At 68.8% G+C, this 21,997-nt stretch carries 14 protein-coding genes; 5 read left to right on the top strand and 9 right to left on the bottom strand.

Annotated elements, in window-relative coordinates; translation table 11 throughout:
* The 3 genes from pbpC to clpS form a co-directional block, all read right to left on the bottom strand.
* On the bottom strand, positions 1-2,256 hold the full coding sequence (gene pbpC, locus ACEU5R_RS01695; RefSeq protein ID WP_369869700.1) for a penicillin-binding protein 1C: 2,256 nt from the start codon (positions 2,254-2,256) through the stop codon (positions 1-3).
* The gene (locus ACEU5R_RS01700; protein WP_392408912.1) at positions 2,211-7,454 is read right to left on the bottom strand and encodes an alpha-2-macroglobulin; all 5,244 of its coding nucleotides are present in this window, start codon (positions 7,452-7,454) and stop codon (positions 2,211-2,213) included. Before ACEU5R_RS01700 ends, pbpC begins: the two co-directional genes overlap by 46 nt.
* A gap of 153 nt (positions 7,455-7,607) precedes the next feature.
* Positions 7,608-7,922 carry an ATP-dependent Clp protease adapter ClpS gene (gene clpS, locus ACEU5R_RS01705; RefSeq protein ID WP_103275152.1) on the bottom strand — a complete coding sequence of 105 codons (315 nt, stop codon included), beginning with the start codon at positions 7,920-7,922 and terminating at the stop codon, positions 7,608-7,610.
* A 226-nt stretch (positions 7,923-8,148) separates the two neighbouring features.
* Here clpS and ACEU5R_RS01710 point away from each other — a divergent pair, with 226 nt between their 5' ends.
* Positions 8,149-8,394, top strand: coding sequence for a cold-shock protein (locus ACEU5R_RS01710; RefSeq protein WP_006220277.1), 246 nt, complete (start codon positions 8,149-8,151; stop codon positions 8,392-8,394).
* A 94-nt stretch (positions 8,395-8,488) separates the two neighbouring features.
* A complete protein-coding gene (locus ACEU5R_RS01715; RefSeq protein ID WP_103275153.1) occupies positions 8,489-8,971 on the top strand; it encodes a DUF192 domain-containing protein in 483 nt (160 codons plus the stop codon).
* Between the two features lie 280 nt (positions 8,972-9,251).
* On the opposite strand, the gene pcaF is transcribed toward ACEU5R_RS01715, so the two are convergent.
* The 6 genes from pcaF to xseA form a co-directional block, all read right to left on the bottom strand.
* Positions 9,252-10,457, bottom strand: coding sequence for a 3-oxoadipyl-CoA thiolase (pcaF, locus tag ACEU5R_RS01720; protein ID WP_392408913.1), 1,206 nt, complete (start codon positions 10,455-10,457; stop codon positions 9,252-9,254).
* A 146-nt stretch (positions 10,458-10,603) separates the two neighbouring features.
* Positions 10,604-12,013, bottom strand: a complete 1,410-nt coding sequence (locus ACEU5R_RS01725) for a chloride channel protein (RefSeq protein ID WP_392408914.1) — start codon at positions 12,011-12,013, stop codon at positions 10,604-10,606.
* A gap of 70 nt (positions 12,014-12,083) precedes the next feature.
* The gene (locus tag ACEU5R_RS01730) at positions 12,084-13,799 is read right to left on the bottom strand and encodes a methyl-accepting chemotaxis protein (protein WP_392408915.1); all 1,716 of its coding nucleotides are present in this window, start codon (positions 13,797-13,799) and stop codon (positions 12,084-12,086) included.
* A 344-nt stretch (positions 13,800-14,143) separates the two neighbouring features.
* A complete protein-coding gene (gene sodB, locus ACEU5R_RS01735) occupies positions 14,144-14,722 on the bottom strand; it encodes a superoxide dismutase [Fe] (protein ID WP_103275156.1) in 579 nt (192 codons plus the stop codon).
* 149 nt (positions 14,723-14,871) lie between these two features.
* Positions 14,872-18,114 (bottom strand): ankyrin repeat domain-containing protein, encoded by a 3,243-nt coding sequence (locus tag ACEU5R_RS01740; protein ID WP_392408916.1) that lies wholly within the window; start codon positions 18,112-18,114, stop codon positions 14,872-14,874.
* A gap of 59 nt (positions 18,115-18,173) precedes the next feature.
* Positions 18,174-19,541 (bottom strand): exodeoxyribonuclease VII large subunit, encoded by a 1,368-nt coding sequence (gene xseA, locus ACEU5R_RS01745; RefSeq protein ID WP_392408918.1) that lies wholly within the window; start codon positions 19,539-19,541, stop codon positions 18,174-18,176.
* Positions 19,542-19,893: 352 nt separating this feature from the next.
* Here xseA and ACEU5R_RS01750 point away from each other — a divergent pair, with 352 nt between their 5' ends.
* From ACEU5R_RS01750 to lpxK, 3 genes are read left to right on the top strand one after another with little or no spacing between them, the layout of a single operon-like run.
* Positions 19,894-20,529: a MotA/TolQ/ExbB proton channel family protein gene (locus ACEU5R_RS01750; RefSeq protein ID WP_392408919.1), complete on the top strand. Its 636-nt coding sequence runs from the start codon at positions 19,894-19,896 to the stop codon at positions 20,527-20,529.
* Positions 20,526-20,939, top strand: coding sequence for a biopolymer transporter ExbD (locus tag ACEU5R_RS01755; protein ID WP_103275159.1), 414 nt, complete (start codon positions 20,526-20,528; stop codon positions 20,937-20,939). The genes ACEU5R_RS01750 and ACEU5R_RS01755 overlap by 4 nt, the downstream gene beginning before the upstream one ends.
* Complete coding sequence (lpxK, locus tag ACEU5R_RS01760) at positions 20,936-21,982, top strand: tetraacyldisaccharide 4'-kinase (RefSeq protein ID WP_392408920.1); 1,047 nt, start codon at positions 20,936-20,938, stop codon at positions 21,980-21,982. Before ACEU5R_RS01755 ends, lpxK begins: the two co-directional genes overlap by 4 nt.
* The last annotated feature ends 15 nt before the right edge of the window (positions 21,983-21,997 follow it).

Below are 21,997 nucleotides of genomic sequence, written 5' to 3' on the forward strand. Positions count from 1 at the left end.
TCATGGCGTAACACCAGAGATTTCAAAAACCACACTATCGTGGCGCCCCTTGGTATCCATGACCGTAAGCGTATACCGGCCGTCCTGCGCCAACACTAATTTAAACGGATGAGCCGCCGCGCCATGATTAACGACCCGGCCATCCAGCATCCACCATACCTCACCTTCGGCGCCCTGCGCGTCCACGTCCAGCGCCACCTGCCGGCTGCCCGGCACGGGCCGCAGCACCGCCCCGGCCGACACGCCGCCCAGGCGCAGCGGCCCCTGGGTGACGTCGGCGTAGCCGGCGAAGGACGGCGGCACCGTGTCGTTCAGGGCCCAGGCCGCGCGCTGCTCGGGGCAGGCGTCGGTCGGGCCGCTGCCCAACCGGTAGCCCAGCGGCCAGCACGTCACGACGGCTTGCACCGTGGCGGGCCGGATCCGGGGTTGCGGCGCGCCTTCCGGCAAGGCCGCGACGATGTCCTGCAGCAACGGCGCCGCCACATTGGCGCCGAAAAAGCCCGGATTGGGGGTGCCGTCCGGACGACCGACCCACACGCCTATCGTCCATCTGTCGGTCACGCCGACCGACCAGGCATCGCGGAAACCGAAACTGGTGCCGGTCTTCCAGGCCAGCCGCCGCCCCTGATTGCCCGATTCATAGAACGGGCGGTCGGGGTGGCCGCCGCTTTCCAGGATGTCCCGGACAATCCAGGCGGCTCCGGCGCTCATCATACGGGACTCCACCCGGGGCTGCTCCGGCCGCAACCGGGGACGCCCCGACAGGCCGCCGCGCGCCAGCGCCCGGTAGGCGCCCACCAACTCTTCCAATGTGGTGCCGCCTCCGCCCAAAATCAAGCTCAGGTTGGGCTCGGCGCCGGCCGGCAGGCGCAGACGCACCCCGCCCGCCAGCATAACCGAGGCGAAACTGACCGGTCCGACACGGTCCAGCAGGTCCACGGCCGGCACATTCAGGGACCGCTGCAGCGCCTGCGCCACGCTGATCGGCCCCGAGAAGGCGGCCTGGAAATTGCCCGGCGCATAGCCGCCAAAGGACAGCGGCGCGTCGATCAGCAGGCTTTCCGAATGGATCAGCCCTTCGTCCAGCGCCTGCGCATACAGGAAGGGCTTGAGCGTGGAACCCGGCGAACGCACGCCGCGCACCATATCCACGTGCGCGTATCGGGAATCATCGGAAAAATCCGCCGACCCCGCGTAGGCCTTGATTTCCAGGCTGTCGTTGTCCATGACCAACACCGCCATGGACACCTTGGGCGGCAGATTGTCGACCCGGTCCAGCAGCATGCGTTCGACCGAAGCCTGCATGTCCGCGTCCAGCGTGGACGCGACCAGCGGCGGACGCTCGCCGGGACGCCGGCGCGGGCCGCCCGCCTCCAGCAACAGGCGCTGGGCGGCCAGCGGCGCCAGCCAGCGCGCCCGCAGCGGCGGCGCGATGACGTTCTCGATCTTGGCGTCGGCGACCGCTTCAGCCGTCCAGCGTCCGCGCTCGACCATGCGGTCCAGTACCTTGTCGCGCGCCACCTGCGCCGCCTGCGGATGGCGGTCGGGACGCAGCCGCGACGGCGCCTGCGGCAAGGCGGTCAGCATGGCCGCCTCGGCCGGGCTCAGGTCGCTGGCGGGCTTGCCCAGCCATAGACGGGATCCCATTTCCACGCCTTCGACGATGCCGCCCATGGGCGCATGCGTCAGATACAGGGACAGGATCTCGTCCTTGCTGTAGTGCATTTCCAGCTGCACGGCGCGCCAGGCCTGGCGCAGCTTGGCCGAGATCGTGCGCGACGGCTTGCCGGCCAGCTGCGGGTCTATCAAGCGGGCCGTCTGCATGGTCAGCGTCGAGCCGCCGGACACGATGCGCCGGTTGGTGGCCCACTGCCAGCCGGCGCGCGCCAGCGCCACCGGGTTGACGCCGGGGTGCCAATAGAACCAGCGATCCTCGTAGGTCAGCAGGGTTTCGAGGTAGCGCGGCGACACCTGGGCCGGCGTGACCGGATAGCGCCAGATGCCGTCGCGGCTGGGATAGTTGCGCAGCGGCGTGCCGTCGGCCGAGACGACCACGGCGGCGCCGCCGGAATCGATCGGCGGCAGCGGGAACAGGCGGTCCAGCGCGAATAACAACGCGGCCAGCGTCAGGAGGACGCTGGCCGCGAGGATGCCGCGCCGCCGCCAGCGGCGGGCGCGCGCGGCGCCCGCCGTGGAGGTGGCCGGGGCGGTCAAGGACGCTTCGCGCCGCGATCGCGGATTTCCACGGTGCTCCATTGTTCGCCCACGCCACGGATTTCCGGCCGGTACATGTCTTCCGCCACTGTCGACGGCACCGCGTAGCGGCCCGGCGTCACGACGCGCACCAGGTAGAACACGTCCACCTTGCCTCGGCCCAGCGCCACCGCCGCCACATACCGGTCATCGCGGAATTCGCGGTGCTTGATGTTGGGATTGGACATCGCGTCGGCCACGCGCACGCCGCCGATGGTCCATTCCTGCATCTCGGGGCTTTGCGACAGGTTCATGTTCTCGACCTCGAAGCCGGCCGGCACACGATCCACCAGCAGCGCATCCGGGATGTTCTGGTTGGAGGATGCCTGCACCCAGACCACCAGCATGTCGCCGGTCTGCAGCGTGCCGCCGTCCCATGCGCGGCCATCCGGACGGTACCAGCCGCGCTTGAGCTGGATCACATCGCTGCGCGGAGACGGCGTCACGGTCGGGCTGCCCTGGATGTCATACTCCACGAACAGGGACTGGCTGCCGCTGTTGGTCAGCTGCGTCGAGGCCAGATCGGCGGGCGCCAGCGACACCGTGGCGTCGGCCTTGCCGCCGGTCAGCGGCTTGCGCACGCCGTTGACGGTCAGCGCGGCTTCCCACGGCGTGTTCTTGTCGCCGCCGATCGCGCGGGCCGCCAGCAGCAGGGCCATCTGTTCCTGGGTGGACAGATAGGAACGGTTGCCCAGGCGGTTCGTCAGCTGCGACAGCAACACTTCGCTGCGGTCGTGCTTCAGGCCGTACTGGCTCATCAGCGCATAGGCCAGCGCGTAGTCACGCACGCTGCTGCCGTAGTCGCCCATCCACTCGTCGTAGTAGGAGCTGTTGCTGCGACGGACGATGCCGTACTCGCGCGCCATGGCCTGATCCAGCGCGGCCTTCATGCGCCCTTCGTCGCCCATCAGCTTGAACGCCACCGCCAGCTGCACCAGGGGCAGCGGCGAGCGCGCGCGCTCTTGATAGTTGTCGTAGAGTTGGCGCACCGTGGACAGCGGCGCCTTCTTGTCGCGCGCCAGGACCAGCGCGGCCGTGGCCAGGCCGGCGAAGCGGCGATGGTCTTCGCGCAGGGTGTCGACGTAGCTGCTGTCGATGCGGCCCGAGTCGACGCTCTTGCGCAGGTTGGCCGACCAGGTGCCGAACGCGTTGGCGCTCTGCTGCACCTGCTCCAGCAGCCACTGGCGCGAACGGTCCAGAGAGACCTCGGGCGTCGTGAAGCCATGGTCGCGGGCATCCTGCAGGAAGCCCACGGCGTAGGCCGTCAGCCACACGTCGCGCGAGGACGAGCTGCCGCCCCACAGGTTGTACGACCCGACGGCATTACGCATGCCGGACAGGCGGCCGATGGCGCCGGCCACCTTGGCTTCGCGCTCGGCCTGCGTGCGCGGCTTGAGCCCGAACTGCTTGGCGGCGTCCTCGTCGATCAGCACCCACGGCAGGGTCGCGCTGATGGTCTGCTCGGTGCACCCATACGGATAGTTGAGCAGGCCTTCGACCAGGCGATTGACGTTGAACGGCGGCCGGTTCGAGACGGTCAGGCTGACCGTGGTCGAATCCGGATAGTAGGACGAGATCCACGAAGCCTGCGGCGACTGGCTTTCACCCGGGTTCAGACGCAGGCGGCGGACCTGGCGCTCGGCGGCGTGCGCGGGCTGCACCTGCAGCACGGACTCGCGCACGATGCGCAGCGGCTGCGCGCCGCCCTGCCCGTCCACGGTCAGGCGCATCAGGCCCAGCCCGTAGGAACCGGTGGTGGTGGCGGTGAAACGCAGCGTGACGCGCTGCTTGTCCTTCAACTGGACCGTGCGCGTGCCATCGACGATGGCCAGCGGATCCAGCGCCTCGAGCTTGACCGTGACCTTCTGCGGCGAGCCGCTAAGGTTGGTCACGTCCAGCGCGATCGCGGACTGGTCGCCCGGGGTGATGAAGCGGGGCGTGTTCAGCTCGGCCACGATGGGCGCGGCCACCACCATTTCGGCGTCGGTGCTGCCGAAGTTGTCGGCGGTGAATGCCACGGCCATCAGGCGCAGCGTGCCGTTGAAGTCGGGCAGGTCCAGCGGAATGTCGGCCTCGCCCTTGTCGTTGAGCTTGACCACGCCCGAGAACAGGTCGACCAGCTTGACCTTCTTGGGCAGGCTCTTGCTGTCGCCGCGCATGGCGGCGTCGCCGCCCCACTTCAGCTTGCCCTTGGTGCCGTCCATCTTCTCGATGAGCTTGCCGTACATGTCCAGCAGTTCGGGCGCGTAGCGGTGCTTGCCGAAGAAGAAGTCCAGCGGGTTGGGCGTGGCGTACTGGTTGATGTTCAGGATGCCGACGTCCACCGCCGACAGCGTGACCATGGCCTGCTTGCCCTGGGCGCCGTCCACCTTGACGCGGATGCTGGCCTTGGTTTCAGGCACGGTCTTGGCCGGCGCGGTGATCTTCACGTCGAGCTTGCGGTCGGCGCTGGCGATCGGCAGATAGGTCAGGCCCAGCGCGCGCGCCGGCGTGACGCGGTCGCCTTCGCTGCCGGGACGGAACACCGCGGCCGAGACGTACAGGTCGTGGCGCTTCCAGGCCTTGTCGATGGGGATCTCGACCTGCGTGCCGGTCGCCTTGACCGAGACCCAGGTGGACCACAGCATGCGGTCGCCCTCGACCATCACCAGGGCCTGGCCGTCATGCGGCGGCGTCAGCGTGAGCTTGACGCTGTCGCCCGGCTTGGCGGGCACGCCCTCGAGCTTCATCTGCACGCGGTCCGGACGGTTGCCCATGGCGTCGGCGTCCTGCGCGTTCCAGCCCGCGTAGAAGCGGTAGCGCATGGTTTCGCCGGTTTCCGGATCGGAAATTTCCAGGCGGTAGCGGCCCCACTTGACGTTGACGGTCAGCTGGGCGCGATCGTTCAGCGCGATGGCGCGCGAATCCTGCAGTTCCTCGGTTTCGGTGTAGCCGCTGTTCCAGCCGCGCTGGTCGTCGAAGCGCCAGTAGTACTGGCGTTCCTCGCGGTACAGGCGCATCTGGGCCTGGGCCAGCGGAGCCTTCTCGCCGGCCGACGTCACGCGCACCACTTCGAACACGGCGGGCGCGTTCTCGCGCGCCACGTCGCCGTCGAACTGCGGACGCACGGCGATCAGCGTGTCGGCAGGCCAGACGGCGCGCTCGATGGAACGCACCACCGGACGGCCGCCCGATTCCAGCAGGCTGGCCGACACGCGCACCTTCATGGGCGAATGCGTGCCGTCGGTGTTCGGGTTCACTTCGATGATGGCCTTGCCGTCGTCGTCCAGCGCGAGTTCGGGCAGCTCGCCGAACGTGCGGCGCGAGTCATCGGCCACGTCGCCGAAGATGAAGCCGGGCCATTGCTGCGGCAGGGCAACACGGTTGCGCTTGACCTGGAAGGTCGCCAGCAGGCGGTTGCCGGCGGCGGGCGCGCCGTACAGGTAATCGCCCTGCACATCGATCGACAGCTCGTCGTCGGGGCTCAGCACCTGCTGTTCCGTATCGAGCGTCATCTTCATGCGCTCGGGCAGGAATTCCTCGACCTGGAACTTCCACGAGGCATCCGGAGCGCGCGACGCGGGGTCGACGCGCAGCTCCAGCAGCCAGGTGCCGGTCTGGGCGTCCGGCGGCAGATCGATGGCGCGCTCGACGTAGCCTTGCAGGTCCTTCGCGGGCTGCCACAGCGTGGTCTGCACCACGCGGCCGTCGGGGCGCTTGATGGTGGCGGTCAGCGGCGACGGCGGCATCACGCGGCCGTCCAGGTCGCGCGGCAGCACCGACACATGGAAGGTCTCGCCGGGGCGGTACAGATTGCGGCCGGCATAGACGAACAGGTTGTTGGGACGCGACACATGGCCGCCGATGTCGAACTCGGACAGGTCCAGCGCGGGCTCGGCCAGCGCCAGCACCGTCATTTCCTTGTCGCGCGAGGCGCGGATCAGGCGCGCATTGGTGAAGCTGCCTTCGAAGCGCACATGGCCCTGGCCGTCGGCCGCCGCCTTGGCGAGCGACTTGCCGGCGCCGTCGACCAGCTCGAAGACCGCGCCGGAGATGGCCTGGCCGCTCTTGAGCGAGACGGAATAGGCTTCGATGCGGTCGCTGTAGCGGCGGGCGTGCAGGCCGATGTCACTGACGTAGAAATAGCTGACCTGGTATTCATAGCGGAAGCGGCCGGGCTGGCTCATCACCGCGATGTAGATGCCGGGCTCCTGCAGTTCCTTGATGCCTTCGACCGGCAGGAAGGTGACGTGGCGGCGGTTCGGCTTGTCGTCGGTGACGAAGCGGCCCTGATAGACGCTGGTCGTCAGCGTGTTCAGGCGGTCCAGGTCCCAGTTGCTGACCGAGCCCTTCAGGCTGCGGTTGTCGGAATAGCGCCAGCCGTCTTCGCCGTCGTAGTCGACGCCGTCATCGTCGGAGGACGAGGCGCTGCGGCCCAGGCCCAGCACGGAATCGAACAGTTCGGGCACGCGGTCCGGCTCGACGCGCAGGAACTGCACATCGACCTCGGGCACGTTGACCGTGGCCACGGGCAGACCGCCGTTCTGGCCGGCGGGCAGCACCACGCCGCGGCTGGCGAAGTAGAACGACGGCGGCATGGCTTCCGTGCTCACCTCGCAATGCGACGAGGAGACCAGCGTGGCCTTCTCGATGCCGGGCAGACCGGCGCGCAGGGCGATGGAGTACGAGCGCTGCGGCTGCACATAGGGGAAATAGATCATGCGCGGGTTGTCGCCCACGACCCAGCTGCCCTTGACGATCTTGCCCTTGGGCGCGGCGTCGCCGCTCTTGACCGACATGGGTTTGTCGCCGGCGCTGGCCGCCGACTCATTGTCCTGGTCGGCCTTGCCCGAGCTCGAGCCGGTGTCCGTGACCTGCAGGAAGCCTTCAAGCTCGGCCTTGGCGTCGACCGGCTGGGTGAAGGTCACCGCCAGCGCCAGGCTGTCGCGGAACTGGCGCGACTGGCAGTTCAACGCGGCGAAGGGATCGGCCTTGCCGACCGTCGCGGTCGCCGCCAGCGCGGGCTTGGCGTCGCCGGATGCCGGCTGCGGCGAGGGGGAGCTGCCAGCCGGCGAGGACGTCGCGGCGGGCGTGGACGCGGCGGGCGGACCCGCATCGGACGGCGTGCGCCCCTGCCCCACCCACCAGCCCACGCCGACGGCGCCGGCCACGACTATTGCGCCGGCGATCGCCAGCCAGGACTTACTGTTCTTTCCACTCACGGCAAACCTCCCCGTTTGCTCGACTGCAACGCTCCTTTGCGGCGGAGCTGCCGACCTGCATGACGCCGCGCGCCTCTCATTGCGCGGCCCGCGTTTTCATTGACCGGAAAACGCGGCGCCGCCATCACTGGCGGCGGCTTGGTTCCTTGCTGCCTAGACGGGCTCCATCACGCATTGCAGCGGATGCTGGCGCGCCCGGGCGTACTGAGCCACCTGGGCGATCCGCGTCGCCGCGACATCGCGCGGGTAGACGCCGCAGACGCCGCGCCCTTCGTGATGGACCTGCAGCATGATCCGCGTCGCGTCTTCATGGTTCTTGTTGAAGAACTTCTGCAGCACCTTCACGACGAACTCCATCGGCGTGTAGTCGTCATTTAGCAGCAGCACCTGGTACATCGGCGGCGGCGCGGCGCGTGCCGGCGCCTTCTCGACGGCCAGATCGTGCTGGGTATCCAAGGTAGAACTCATAGCGCGGGTATTCTATTTAAACTGGGGACGGTTTGCATGCAACTTACTCAAAATTACACGTAGAAATGCGTAGTTTCCATACTTGACTCACCGAAGAAAAGCGGCGCATTATCCACGCATTCTGGGGTTTTCAGCTCGCTGAAAAGCTGCCAGGAGGCCGGAGGGGGTAAGGGGTTTCGGCCGCGATGCCCTTCTGTCAAACATACGATTCAATGAGGCAGTCCGCATGTCTGATACGACCGCAACCGCCGTCCAAGGGGACAATCCCAAATCGACGGGCACCGTCAAATGGTTCAACGATGCGAAAGGGTTTGGCTTCATTACGCCCGATGACGGCGGAGAAGATCTGTTCGCCCACTTTTCGTCCATCCAGATGAATGGTTTCAAAACCCTGAAGGAAGGTCAGAAAGTCGCCTTTGAGATTATCCAAGGGCCCAAAGGCAAGCAAGCGCTCAATATCACTGCTGCCTGAGTTACCCTATATAGCCCAACCTCCGGGTTGCGCCATTATCCCAGGCGGGGCTTTCGGGCCCCGCCTTGTTATTTTCTTATTTCCGTTCCCGCATATGCTGAAGACCGCCGTATCGAATCCTGTAAGCCGTACGCTGTTTGAGGCAGGACGTTCGGCACTGGCCGCCGCCCTGCTCGCCCTGCCGGCGCTGGCCGGCGCGCAGACCGGCCCGCAACCGGAACTGCCGCGCACGCAGCTGTCCGCCGGCATCCACATTATCCGCGCAGAAGTCGCCAACACGGAAGAGAGCCGTCGCAGCGGCCTGATGTTCCGTCGCGAACTGCCCGGCAACGACGGCATGCTGTTCGTGTTCGAGAACCCCGACGTGCAGTGCTTCTGGATGCGCAATACGCTCCTGCCGCTGTCGATCGCCTTCATCACCGATGATGGCACGATCGTCAATATCGAAGACATGGCGCCGCAGACCGAAGACCCGCACTGCTCGAAGAAGCCGGTGCGCTATGCGCTGGAAATGGCGCAGGGCTGGTACGAGCAGCACGGCATCCAGGCCGGCCGCAAGATCGACGGATTGCCGTAGGGAGCCCCCCCCGAGCGCTGCGCGCTTCCCCCAGGGGCGCCGCTGCGGACCGGAGGGCAGGCCCACCCGTGAAGCGCTACGCGCTTCTCCCTCAAGGGCGCCGCTGCGGACCGGCAAAGCCGGCTCCGCGCGGCCCGGATGGCGGTGGCTGCGTTGGCGTGATGGGAAGCTTGCTGGATCGCTGAAGCATGGCGCATGGACATATGCTATGCCGTAAAAAGGGAGCCTTTCGGCTCCCTTTTTGCTTGCGCGCTCGCTGGTTGGCGAGCGCGTTGCCTGGTCAGACGCGTTCGATGATCAGCGCGATGCCCTGGCCGACGCCGATGCACATGGTGCACAGCGCGTAGCGGCCGCCGGTGCGGTGCAGCTGGTTGATGGCGGTGGTGGCCAGGCGGGCGCCGCTGGCGCCCAGCGGGTGGCCCAGGGCGATGGCGCCGCCGTTCGGGTTCACGCGCGGATCGTTGTCGGCGATGCCCAGTTGGCGCAGCACGGCCAGGCCTTGCGCGGCGAAGGCCTCGTTCAGCTCGATCACGTCCATCTGTTCCAGCGTCAGGCCGGTCTGGGCCAGCACCTTGCGCGTCGCGGGCGCCGGGCCGATGCCCATGATGCGCGGCGCGACGCCGGCGGTGGCCATGCCGACCACGCGCGCGCGCGGCGTCAGGCCGTGGCGGGCAGCAGCCTTTTCGTCGGCCAGCAGCAGCGCCGCGGCGCCGTCGTTCACGCCCGAGGCGTTGCCGGCCGTCACGCTGCCGCCTTCGCGGACCACGCCCTTGAGCTTGGCCAGCGCTTCCAGCGTGGTTTCACGCGGATGCTCGTCCTTGGAGACGATGATGGGATCGCCTTTCTTCTGCGCGATCGACACGGGCACGATTTCGGCGTCGAAGTAGCCTTCCTTCTGCGCGCGGGCGGTCTTTTGCTGGCTGGCCAGCGCGAACAGATCCTGGTCTTCGCGGCTGATCTTGAAGTCGTCGGCCACGTTCTCGGCGGTCTCCGGCATGGAGTCCACGCCGTACTGGGCCTTCATCAGCTTGTTGATGAAACGCCAGCCGATGGTGGTGTCGTAGATCGCGGCGCTGCGCGAGTAGGCGCTGTCGGCCTTGCCCATGACGAAGGGCGCGCGGCTCATGCTTTCCACGCCGCCCGCCAGCATCAGGCCGGCTTCGCCGGCGCGGATGGCGCGCGCGGCGCCGCCGATGGCGTCCAGGCCCGAACCGCACAGACGGTTGACCGTCGCGCCCGGCACCTCGATGGGCAGCCCGGCCAGCAGCGTGGCCATGCGGGCGACGTTGCGGTTGTCTTCACCGGCCTGGTTGGCGCAGCCCAGGATCGCATCGTCCAACTCTTCCCAACGCACGCCGGGATTGCGGGCTACCAAGGCCTTGATGGCCACGGCGGCAAGATCATCCGGCCGCACGGACGCCAAGGCGCCGCCGTAGCGGCCGAAGGGAGTGCGGATCGCATCGCAGATATAGGCATGCACGGTCATGAGTCGCTCTGAAAGAGTAAGGAAAACGGGATCTTCCGATCGGATCGCAGGATCTTAACGCAGCCCATTTCGCGCCAATTTGGTGCCTGCAAGGTGTGTCCGCCTCGCGGACGGTGTCCGGCTGATGTTCAGTCAGCGTACCGCGCTCAGGATCCGCTCACGGGCGAGGCGGCGGGCTTGGCCGCGCGTCCCGCCTCGACCAGCGCCTGGCGTCGGAAGCGGCCGGCGGCCAGGTGATAGAACGGCTGCGGGCAGAACTGACGCGACACGCCCGAGGCCAGCAACGCCCCCACCAGCAGCCAGAACAGCATGGGCTGGCTGCCCGTCATTTCCATCACCACCACGCTGGCGGTCAGCGGCGCCTGCGTGGCGGCCGCCAGGAACGCCGCCATCGACAGCAGCACCAGCACGCGCTGGTCGACGCCATCGCCGGCCAATTGCCAGATGTGATGGCCGATGCCGGCGCCGGTGGTCAGCGCCGGCGTGAAAATGCCGCCGGGTATGCCGGCCCAGTAGGACGCCACGGTGGCCGCCAGCTTGGCCAGCCCGAAGCCGGCGGGCACGCCGTCGTTCCCCGACAACAGGCCGGCCGCCGAGCCATAGCCCGTGCCATACACGCTGCCGGCCGTGCACAGGCCGATCAGGGCCAGCGCCAGGCCCATGATGAACGCGGTCCAGACGGGATGCGCCCGGATCCAGGCGCGCCACCTGCGCGGCGCGGCGCCCGCCGCGCCCTTGCCCAGCAGGCGGGCGAAGATGCCGCCCAGCGCGCCGTTGAGCGCGCCGCAGACCAGCACCCACATCAGCATGCCCTGGTTCAGCGGCGCGCCGGCGAACACGCCGAAGTACGGGTTGTTGCCGGCCACCGCCACCACCAGGAAGCCGGCCGCCAGCACGCCGATCAGCACCAGCCGCTGCCAGCGCAGCACCGTGCCCCGGCCCAGCTCCTCGATGGCGAAGATCACGCCGGCCAGTGGCGCGTTGAAGGCCGCGGCCAACCCGCCGGCCGCGCCGGCCGCGATCAGTTCATTGGCGTGGAAACCGCGCAGTCGCAGGCCACGGCGCTTCCAGAAATCGCCCCAGGCCAGCATCACGGCCGCGCCCACCTGCACCGACGGGCCTTCGCGGCCGATGGAGGCGCCAGCCAGCATGCCCAAAAAGGCCAGCGGCACTTTCCACAACGCCTGAACCAGCGAGACCAGGCTGGTCTGCCCCGGACCGGGCGGCAGCGACAAGGCGCCGATGACTTGGGGGATGCCACTGCCCGCGGCGTTGGGCGCGAAGCGCAAGGTGAGCCAGCGCAGCGCGGCCAGCGCCGGCGGCAGGATCAGCAGCGCCAGCCAGCCGCTGTGCCCGACCCAGGCGCGGTTCCATTCCAGCGCCTTGTCGGCCAGCCAGGCGAAACCCAGCGATACCAGGGCGACCAGCGCGGCGCCGCCCAGCAACAGGCCCATCTGCACGCTCTTGCGCGACAGCCGGTTGATCTGGCGTAGCTTGCGGCGCGCCAGATGGCGCGCGCCCGCATAGGCGCGGCGCAAGGGATGGGATGGGTTCATGGCGATCACCTTACCATCGCAAGCTGACCGCCAGCCCACAGGCCCGCCGGCGGACGGCGGGCCTGACCGCTTAGAACGTGGACCAGTCGTCCTCGCCGGCATGCGCCAGCGCGGGCTGGGCCTGCGGCTTGCGCGCGGCGGACGCCGCAGGCACCGCGCGGGCCACCACGGGCCTGGCCTGGACCAGGCGCGCCTGCGCCTCGCGCGCCGAACCACCGGCATCGCCCGCTTCCACCTTGAAGCGGCGCACTTCCTGCGCCAGGCGGCCGGCCTGTTCCTGCATGCTGGCGGCGGCCGCGGCGGCCTCTTCCACCAACGCGGCGTTCTGCTGCGTCACGGTGTCCATCTGCGCCACGGCCTGGTTGACCTGGCCGATGCCCGAGGACTGCTCGGCCGACGCGCTGGAGATCTCGCGCACCAGCGTGGCGACCTGGCGCACGCTGTCCACCACTTCGCGCATGGTGCTGCCCGCCTCGTCGACCTGGCGGGTGCCGCCTTCGACGCGCTGGACCGATTCGTCGATCAGGGCCTTGATTTCCTTGGCCGCGACCGCCGAGCGCTGCGCCAGCGTGCGCACTTCGCCCGCCACCACGGCAAAACCACGACCCTGTTCGCCGGCGCGGGCGGCTTCCACCGCCGCGTTGAGCGCCAGGATATTGGTCTGGAAAGCAATGCCGTCGATCACGCCCGTGATGTCGGCGATGCGGCGCGAGCTGTCGGAGATCGCGCTCATGGTCTGCACCACGCCGTCCACCACTTCGCCGCCGCGCAACGCCACGGCCGAGGCCTGCTCGACCAGGCGGTCGGCCTGGCTGGCGTTGTTGGCGTTCTGTTGCACGGTGCTGGTCAGTTCTTCCATCGACGCGGCCGTCTCTTCCAGTGAGGAAGCCTGCTCCTCGGTGCGCTGGGACAGGTCGGAGTTGCCCTGCGCGATCTGCGAGGACGCCGAGGCGATGCTCTCACAGCCGTCGCGCACGTCGCGCACGATGCGAGCCAGGCTTTCGTTCATTTCCTTGAGCGCGCCCATCAGGTCGCCCGTTTCGTCGCGCGTGGCCACCTTGATGTCGGTGGTCAGATCGCCCTCGGCGACCTGGCGCGCGGCGTTCACCGCCTGTTGCAACGGCCGCACGATACCGCGCGTGACCAGCCAGCCCAGCAACATGCCGATGGCCACGCCCAGCACCGCCAGCGTGATCATCAGCGCGCGCATGCGTTCGTACAGGTCGGTGCCGGCCTGCACCGACACGGCGGCGGCCTTTTCCTTGCTCACGGCCAGGTCCGTCATCAGGTCGTCCAGCTTCTGCGACGAGACCACCACGCGCTTCTCTATTTCCTTGACGGCCGCATCGGTCTGGGTCAGCGCCTGCGACTGGGCCGCGCTGAAGAAGTCCTGGGCCTCGCGCTTCCAGGTGTTCTCGATCTCGATGAACTGCGCCAGCAGGCGCTTGCCTTCGTCGGTCTGGAAGGTCTGGCCGGCGCGGTCGCGCAGCTTGTCCATGGTCTGCACGGCATCGTCAAACTGCTTGCGCAGCGCCTTGCGCTCCTGCTCGCTGGTCGCGGCCAGATACCCGGTGCGCGCGCGTCCGGCGTAGATCAGGTTGATGTTCGCTTCCTTGATATCCGAAACGCCGCGCAGCTCGGTGTCATAGAGCCGGTCGTTCATTTCGTTGATGCTGGCGAGTCCCCAGACGCCGAAGGCGCCGATCACGCCGCCTATCACCGCCACAATTAAAAATGCGCCCGACAGGCGGGCGCCGATACGCAGACCAGAAAATAACCGCAACATGCTTCCCTTCCCGTGATCTACCCCGGTGTTATGGCGGCTACGCCGCAGTCCCCGGCTCCGAGGTTCAGTCATGGACTGGCGCCAACAATAGCGCTCGGCATTTTTAGGGGAAACCCTAAAGAAAAGGCTGTTTCTCAGGTAATTCGATGCAATGAACTCGACAATCGACAGGGCGATTGAAAAAACCTCACGTTATCAATGAGTTCCATTGATACAAAACCTTCAATAAAGTTCTTTCGCGCCTCCCGCGAAAAAACAAAACCCCTCGGCAAGGCCGAGGGGTCCGGGTCCGGCGTGGCGCGCGCGCCGCAAGGCAGCGCGGGCGTCCGGCGGATAAAGCGGGATCAGGCGAAGTTCTTCGCGGCAAAGTCCCAGTTCACCAGCGCCCAGAAGTTTTCCAGGTACTTGGGACGGGCGTTGCGGTAGTCGATGTAGTAGGCGTGTTCCCACACATCACAGGTGAGCAGCGGCTTGTCGGCCGTGGTCAGCGGGGTGGCGGCGTTGCTGGTGTTGACGATGTCCACCGAGCCGTCGGCCTTCTTGACCAGCCAGGTCCAGCCCGAGCCGAAGTTTCCGGCGGCCGACTTGTTGAAGGCTTCCTTGAAGGCGTCGAAGCTGCCCCACTTGGCGTTGATGGCGTCAGCCAGCTTGCCGCTCGGCGCGCCGCCGGCCTTGGGAGCCAGGCTGTTCCAGTAGAACGTGTGGTTCCAGATCTGAGCCGCGTTGTTGAAGATGCCGCCCGAGGACTTCTTCACGATCTCTTCCAGCGACAGGTTTTCGAATTCCGTGCCGGGGATCAGGTTGTTCAGGTTGGTGACGTAGGTCTGATGATGCTTGCCGTAGTGGAACTCCAGCGTCTCCTTGGAGATGTGCGGAGCCAGGGCGTCCAGTTCGTAAGGCAGGGGGGGAAGAGTGTGTGCCATGTGATGGTTCCTTCTGTTGAGAGCACGATCAAGCCGGTCCATTGTATCGGCAAGACAATGAGGATACCGGCTTAACCCCGAGCTGGCGCGGGTTAAGCGGGCATGAGCAAATGCGCGCCGGCGCGGGTCGCGGCGCGCAAATGCGAACGTTACTCTTTCGCGTAACGCAACACCCTGCCCCCGCGCGTTTCCACCAGCGAGCCATCTTCGCGCAACGTCATTGAAATATGCAGCGGCGAGGCCGACGCGGCTTGCGGCAAGGCCAGGTCGATGCGGATGGCCCGCGCAGCCGGATCCAGCTTCGACACGTCGACGAAATGCCAGCGCGCGCCCGAGGGCAGCGGCACGAACACGGCCAGCGCGCGCAGCTCGCCAGCGGAGGCAATAGGCGCGCTGACGCCGTCCTCGCCTTCGGACTCGCGCGGCGCGCCAGCATAGTCGTCGCTGGCCGAGGACATGGCCACATCCGCCCTGACCAGCCTGCCCTGGTAGTACACGCGCACGGTCAGATTTTCCGGCCGGGCCGGCTCGCCGCCGGCGCGCACGCCCGCCAGCGCCGAGAACGGCTGCAGCGGCGGCGTGTCCAGGTAGACCTGCTTGCCGTCACTGCGCCAGGCGCCGCTGGCGCTGATGTCCACCGCGCCGTAGCTCATCAGGTAGTCAAAGCTGCCGTCCTCGGACAGCACCAGTTCGCTACCGACCTCGCGCACGCCTTGCAGGTAGTAATGGCCCGGCAGCCGCTGCGGGGCGGCCGACTTGCTGACCGCCTTGCTCACGCCGCGGCCGTGCGGCGCCGCAGCCTGCGCCGGACATGCCGGCTGCAGCGACACGCCTTGCGCGGCCAGCGCTTCGTTGAACGCGGGCGCGGCCTGGCACAGCAGGATCTGCGCGAAGTCCTGGCCCGGCGGCGCGGCGACTTGCGTGAAGCGCGCCTTGTGCGTGGCCAGCAGGGCCAGCATCTCGGGCTGCCCGGTCTCCAGCGCGGTCCAGGCCGGGCTGCGGCCCTGGAGATCGGGCGCATCGGGATCGGCGCCCGCCGCCAGCAGCGCGTCGGCCAGATCCTTGCGGCCGAGTCGGATGGCGGCGTTCAACGGCGTTTCGCCATCTTCCTGCGGCGCCTGCAGGTCGGTGCCGCCAGCCTTGAGCCGCCGCAGCACGTCCACGGCCGTGTCGCGCCGCGCCACGATCAGCTCGCGGCCCTGCAACAGGGCCGCCAGCACGCGCCGTCCCAACGGCGCGCCGCAGTCGGCGGAGCCACCGTTGAAGCCCAGTTGCTGCAGGCCGGCGAAATAACCGGGCCCGTCGAGCAGACGGAATTCGCCGCCGTCGGGCAGGCAGGCGCGGTCCAGCCCCTGCCCCGTGGCCTGCGCGACGCGGCGCGCCAGCGCAATGTCGCCGGAGCCGGCGGCGGCGTTGATCAGGGCGTAAGGCGCCGGCGCCCGGGGCAGGCGCGGATCGTCCAGGCGCGCGCCGCCGCGCAGCAGACGGTCCAGCCCGGCCTGATTGCCTTGCGCGATCAGCCAGTACAGCGCGCTCTGCCCGTCCGAGGCCAGGCCGGCCGGGTCTGCGCCCTTGGCCAGCAGGCGGTCGACGATGGCGTCCTGGCGCAGTATCGCGGCGGCCAGCAGCGGCGGCTCGTCGGCATGGTCCTGCGACGCGCCGTCGCCACCGGCCGCCGCCGGCGGTCGCGGATTGACGGGCACGCCCGCGTCGATCAGATAGATGGCCAGCGCCTCGTTCCTGCTGCTCACAGCCTGGCGGATGGCATCCGCGTCCAGCGTCTTCAGGTCGAAGCCGGCGTCCACCCACAGCCGCAGCATGGCCAGCCCGTCGGCTCCCGGCTGCTTCAGGGCCAGCAGCACCGGCGAGCGGGTCGGATGACGCATCAGGGCCTGCAAGGTGTCCGGCCGCGCCGCTTTCAGCAACTCGCGCAACAGCGCGGTATCGCCGGCCGTCACCGCCTGCTCCAGCGCCGAACGGCTGTCGTAGTTGTCCCGTTGCAGGGCCGGATCGGCCCCGGCCGCCAGCAGGATCCTGGCCGCTTCCGGCCGCCGCCGCGCCACCGCCTCGGCCAGCGGCGTATTGCCATGGCGCTCGCCGGCGTCGCCCTCGACCGGCGCGCCCAGCTCCACCAACCGGCGCAGGGTGACCGTGTCGCCGCGCTGCGCGGCCAGATTCATGATCGGACGGTCGCCGCCCTCTACGCGCAGGAACAGGGGATTGGACGACCCGGTGAGAGGACCGCGTTGCGCGTAGGGCATGCCCGCCTGCAGCAATTGCACGGCGATCTCTGGATGACCGCCAATCACCGCCGCCTGCGCGGCATCCAGCCACACATCGCGCACGCCTTTCTCGCCATAGCCGGTCGCCGGCACGGTCCTGGGAACCAGCTCCATCAGCGCCGGCACGGCGCCGGCGTTGCCGGTGTAGGCCGCCAGCGCCAGCGGACTCAATTCGTTGTCGAAGGCCGGGCGCGTGCCGGTGGCGGCGAAGGCCCGCAGCACGTCGCCGCCCTCGGTCAGTTCGACCAGCGGATTCCAGCTCAGGAAATCCGCCATGCGCCTGGGTTCGCCGGCGGCGTCGGTCAGCGCGCTCGCGCCGCCCGGCTTGGCGTCGTCCAGCCCCTGGAAGGGCCGCTGCGCGCCCGCCTTCAGCAGCGCCTGCACCATGCGGGCCATGTCCGGGCGATCCACCAGACGCGGCAGATAGGTCATGCGGACCGCGAACTCGAAATCGCGATCAAGCAGGAACTCCAGCGGCTTGCGTCCTTCGTCGCCGGCCTGGTTCGGATCGGCGCCGGCCGCCAGCAGCATGTCCACGATCTGCGGCGAGCCATAGAGCAGCGCCAGTTGCAGCGCCGTGCGGCGCGACTGGTACGTGGCATCGTTGAGCGCCGGCTTGGTGGCCAGCAGCGCCGCCAGCATGCGCGTGCGCGCCGGCAGCGCGGCGCGGTGCTCATCGCGCAGGCGCGCGGCTTCGTCCTTAGGCATGTCCCAATAGACATGCTTGGACCGCAGGCCGCGCGGCGGCATCAGCAGCACATGCAGCAACGGCCGCCCGTCGTCGGCGTAGTCGCCGGGATGCGGGACGCGGGCCAGGGCGGCCGTGAATGCGGCCTCGTCGTTGGCCCGCGCGGCCTCGAACAAGGCCCGGACCTCGGGTGTTTCCGCCTTGGGATAGTCGCGGTACGGCGACTGGCAATCGCAGTCCCGGGCCGGCTCCTTCCGCGCCACGGGCGGAGGTGGCGCGGGCACCGGCACCGCGCTGTCCGCCAGGGGCACCTCGAAAGGAACGCCCAGCGCGGCGGCGTCCGAAGCGGCCCAGGCCGGGGTTCCTATCGTTCCAACGGCCAGCAGGCCGGCGAAGGGCCAAGCAATCGCTTTTCGCAGCATGGTTTGCCTTGCAAGAGACTGTCGAACCGGGCGCTTGCGGCCCGGACCAGGCATCCTGTTCAGGACGCGTCGGATTCCGGCCGAACCTCGGTGACTTCGGCCTGCGCGCCGCCGCGCGCGAAACGCAACTCCAGCGCCTGTCCGGGCTGCAGGCTGGCGGCATCGCGCAGGATGCGTCCCTGCGCGTCGCGGGCAATCGCATATCCCCGCGCCAGCGTATTGCCTGGATCCAGCGCGCGCAGCTGCGCGCCGGCGGCGGCCAGCCGGTTGCGCGCCTGCAGCCGCAGCCGCGCATGGGCCTGGCCCAGTTGCCGCGCGGCGTTCGCCACGCGTTCGGCCGCGCGGCGCGTGTCGGGCTTGCGATGTTCCAGGCGTTGCGCGAGCAAGGCGACGCGCGCGCTGCGCGCGCCTTGCGGCGCGGACCAGGCGGACGCCAGCCGGAAGCCCAGGCTGTTCAGGCGCTCGCGCTGATGTTCCAGGCGCTGCGCCGGCGACACCAGCTGGCCGGCGGCGCGGTCGAGGCGCTGGGCGGCCCGCTCCAGCCGCCGCTGCTGGCCGCGCGCCAGCGTGCGCGCCGCGTCCATGACGCGGCCCAGCAGCTCGCCGCGCGGAGTGCAGGCCAGTTCCGCCGCCGCGGTCGGGGTGGGCGCGCGCAGGTCGGCCACGAAGTCCACGATGGTGAAGTCGGTTTCATGGCCCACGCCGCTGACCACCGGAATGGCGCTGGCCGCGACCTCGCGCGCCAGCGCCTCGTCATTGAAGCTCCAGAGATCTTCAATGCTGCCGCCGCCGCGCACCAGCAGCAGGGTATCCACTTCGGCGCGCTGATTGGCCAGCCGCACTTGCGCGGCCAGCCGGCCGGCCGCGTCGGCGCCCTGCACCGGGGCCGGATAGATGATGACGGGAACTTGCGGCGCGCGCCGGGCCAGCGCCGACAGCACATCGCGCAGCGCGGCCGCGTGCAGCGAGGTGATCACGCCGATCGCCCGGGGCAGCGGCGCCAGCTCGCGCTTGCGCGCCGGGTCGAACAGCCCCTCGGACGCCAGTTGCTCCTTGAGCCGCAGAAAGGCTTCGTACAGGTTGCCCAGCCCGGCCCGCCGCATGGCGTCGACCTGCAACTGGTAGTCGCCGCGCGGTTCGTACAGCGACACGCGCGCCCGGATCTCGACCTGGTCGCCGGCCCGAGGGACGAACCCCACCGCGCTGGCGCGGCTGCGGAACATGACCGCCCGCACGGCGGCGCGGCTGTCCTTGATCGTGAAGTACCAATGCCCGGAAGCCGCCTGCGTGAAGTTGGAAATCTCTCCGCGCACCCATATTGCCGGGATGCTGCGCTCCAACAACTGCCCCACGGCTTGGTTCAGCTGGGCAACCGTCAGGATATCCCGCGCGAATACGTTGTTTGTGACCGAGAACTCAATTGTCATAAGGCTTTCCGGTGCATACCTGTCCACAGGGCATACGGGGCGGGCCGCAATCATACCTTGTTCAGGGCCTTGTGCGCCCATCGGCCCCAGAGCCAGCATTTTCATAGCAAGTCTTTGATTTATATAAGATTTACATGAAAACAACACTGCGCGAAATTGAAGCAAAGGACTGTAAGCCCAGCGCCCATAAGCATTCCTGGCAACTTCTGCACAGAATTATCCACAGATTCTGTGGATAGTTTTGCCCGCCGGGCGGCCTTGCCACATCCCCGCCGCGCCGTTACAGTTCCGGCTTGCATCCGATGCCGATGCGCGTGGACACGCGCCCTGGCACGCCCTGGAGTTCACCGCTTTGCTAACCATACTGCGCGAGGCCGGCTGGCCGATCTGGCCCCTGCTGGCGACATCCGTGCTGGGTCTGGCCCTGATATTCGAGCGCCTGCTGTCCCTGCGCCGCGGGCTGGTCATGCCGCGCGGCCTGGCCGAACAGGTCGCCGACATGCTGCGCAACCACCAGGACACGCCCGAGTCCCTCGGCAAGCTGGAACGCAACTCCCCGCTGGGCCGCGTATTGGTCGACGTCATCCGCCACCGCCACCTGCCGCGCGAGGAACTGCGCAGCGCGGTCGAGGACACCGGCCGCGCCGTCGCCCATGACCTCAGCCGCTACATCGCCGCCATCGGCACCATCGCCATGGTGGCGCCCTTGATGGGCCTGTTCGGCACCGTGGTGGGCATGATCGAGATCTTCGGTTCCTACACGCCCGGCGGCGGCGACCCGGCCCAGCTGGCCCGGGGCATCTCCATCGCCCTGTACAACACGGGCTTCGGCATCCTGATCGCCATTCCAGCCATGATCGCGCACCGCTACCTGCGCGGCCGCGTCGACGGCTACCTCAGCGCCATGGAGCAGGCCGCCGCCCGCCTGGCGCGCGCGGTCGCGCCCGGCCACGCCCATCCGCCCGGCCGCCACGAGGCGCGTCCATGAATTTCCGCGGTTCCCGCGGCGAGCGCGATGAGCTGGACATCAATCTGATCCCGCTCATCGACGTGCTGCTGGTCATCCTGATCTTCCTGGCCGCCTCCACGTCCTTCGCGCGCTTCACCCAGCTCAAGGTCACTCTGCCCCAGGCTTCGGCCGAGCAGGACACGCCGCCCGCGCTGGAAGTCGCCATCAGCCAGGACGGGCGCTACGCGCTCAACGGCACCCTGATCGACGTGTCCACGCCGCCCGAGATCGCCGACGCGCTGCGCCAGGCCGCGGCCGGCAAGACCGAGCCGCTGGTTGTCATCAACGCCGACGCGCAGGCCACGCACCAGTCCGTGATCAACGTCATGGAAGCCGCCCGGCTGGCGGGCATCGGCCGCGTCAATTTCGCCGCCCAGACCGCCCGGTGAGCGCCCCTGGATCCTCCGCCACGCTGCTCGCGCGCCAGTGGCAGCACGGCGGCTGGCTCTCGACCCTGCTGCTGCCGCTGTCGGCGCTGACCGCCTGGGCGGTCGCGCGAAAGCGCGCCCGATACCGCGACGGACGCCTGCCGGCTTACCGCGCACCGGTGCCGGTGGTGGTGATCGGCAACGTCTATGTAGGCGGCACGGGCAAGACGCCCATGGTGATCGCCACCGTCGAGGGACTGCGCGCGCGCGGCTTCAATCCGGGCGTGGTCAGCCGAGGCTACGGCGCGAAGATCGGCCCCGAGCCGCGCGTCGGACAGGGCGCGGCGCTGGCTGCGTCGGCATTCGGCGACGAGCCCGCCCTGATCGCGCGCGTCAGCGGCGCGCCGGTCTCGGTGCATCCCAAGCGCGCGCTGGCTGCCCAGGCGCTGCTGCGCGCGCATCCCGACGTGGACGTGATCGTCTCGGACGACGGCCTGCAACACCTGGCGCTGGCGCGCGACGTGGAAATCGTGGTGCAGGACGAGCGCGGGATCGGCAATGGCCGCCTGCTGCCGGCCGGCCCGCTGCGTGAACCGGCCAGCCGGCTGCGCGAAGTGGACGCGGTGGTGACCAATGTCGGCGTGCCCGGCCCGCCGGAAGCCGCTCCGGCGGCGCGGCCGCGCCAGGCCCGGATGTGGCTGGAACCCGGCGACGCGCGCCAGATCGAGGGCGGCGCGACCCGTCCGCTGGCGGCGTTCGCCGGCAGGCCGGGCGTGGCCGCCGCGGCCGGCATCGGCAATCCGCAGCGCTTCTTCGCGACGCTGCGCGGCGCCGGCATCACGCCCGAGCCCGCGCTGGCGTTGCCTGACCACCATGACTACGCGCAGTCCCCATTCCGGGACTGGCATGCCGAGAGCATCCTGGTCACATCCAAGGACGCCATCAAGTGCGCGGCGCTGCATGATGCGCGCCTGTGGGAAGTGCCGGTGCGAGCCCGCTACTCGGATCCCCAGCTGTTCGAATGGCTGGCGCAGGCGCTGCGCCAGCTTCCCGCCCGCCGCTAGCGCAGCGCGTCGGGC

The sequence above is a fragment of the Achromobacter sp. 413638 genome, from assembly GCF_043119405.1.
In the GTDB taxonomy this organism is placed as follows: domain Bacteria; phylum Pseudomonadota; class Gammaproteobacteria; order Burkholderiales; family Burkholderiaceae_B; genus Achromobacter.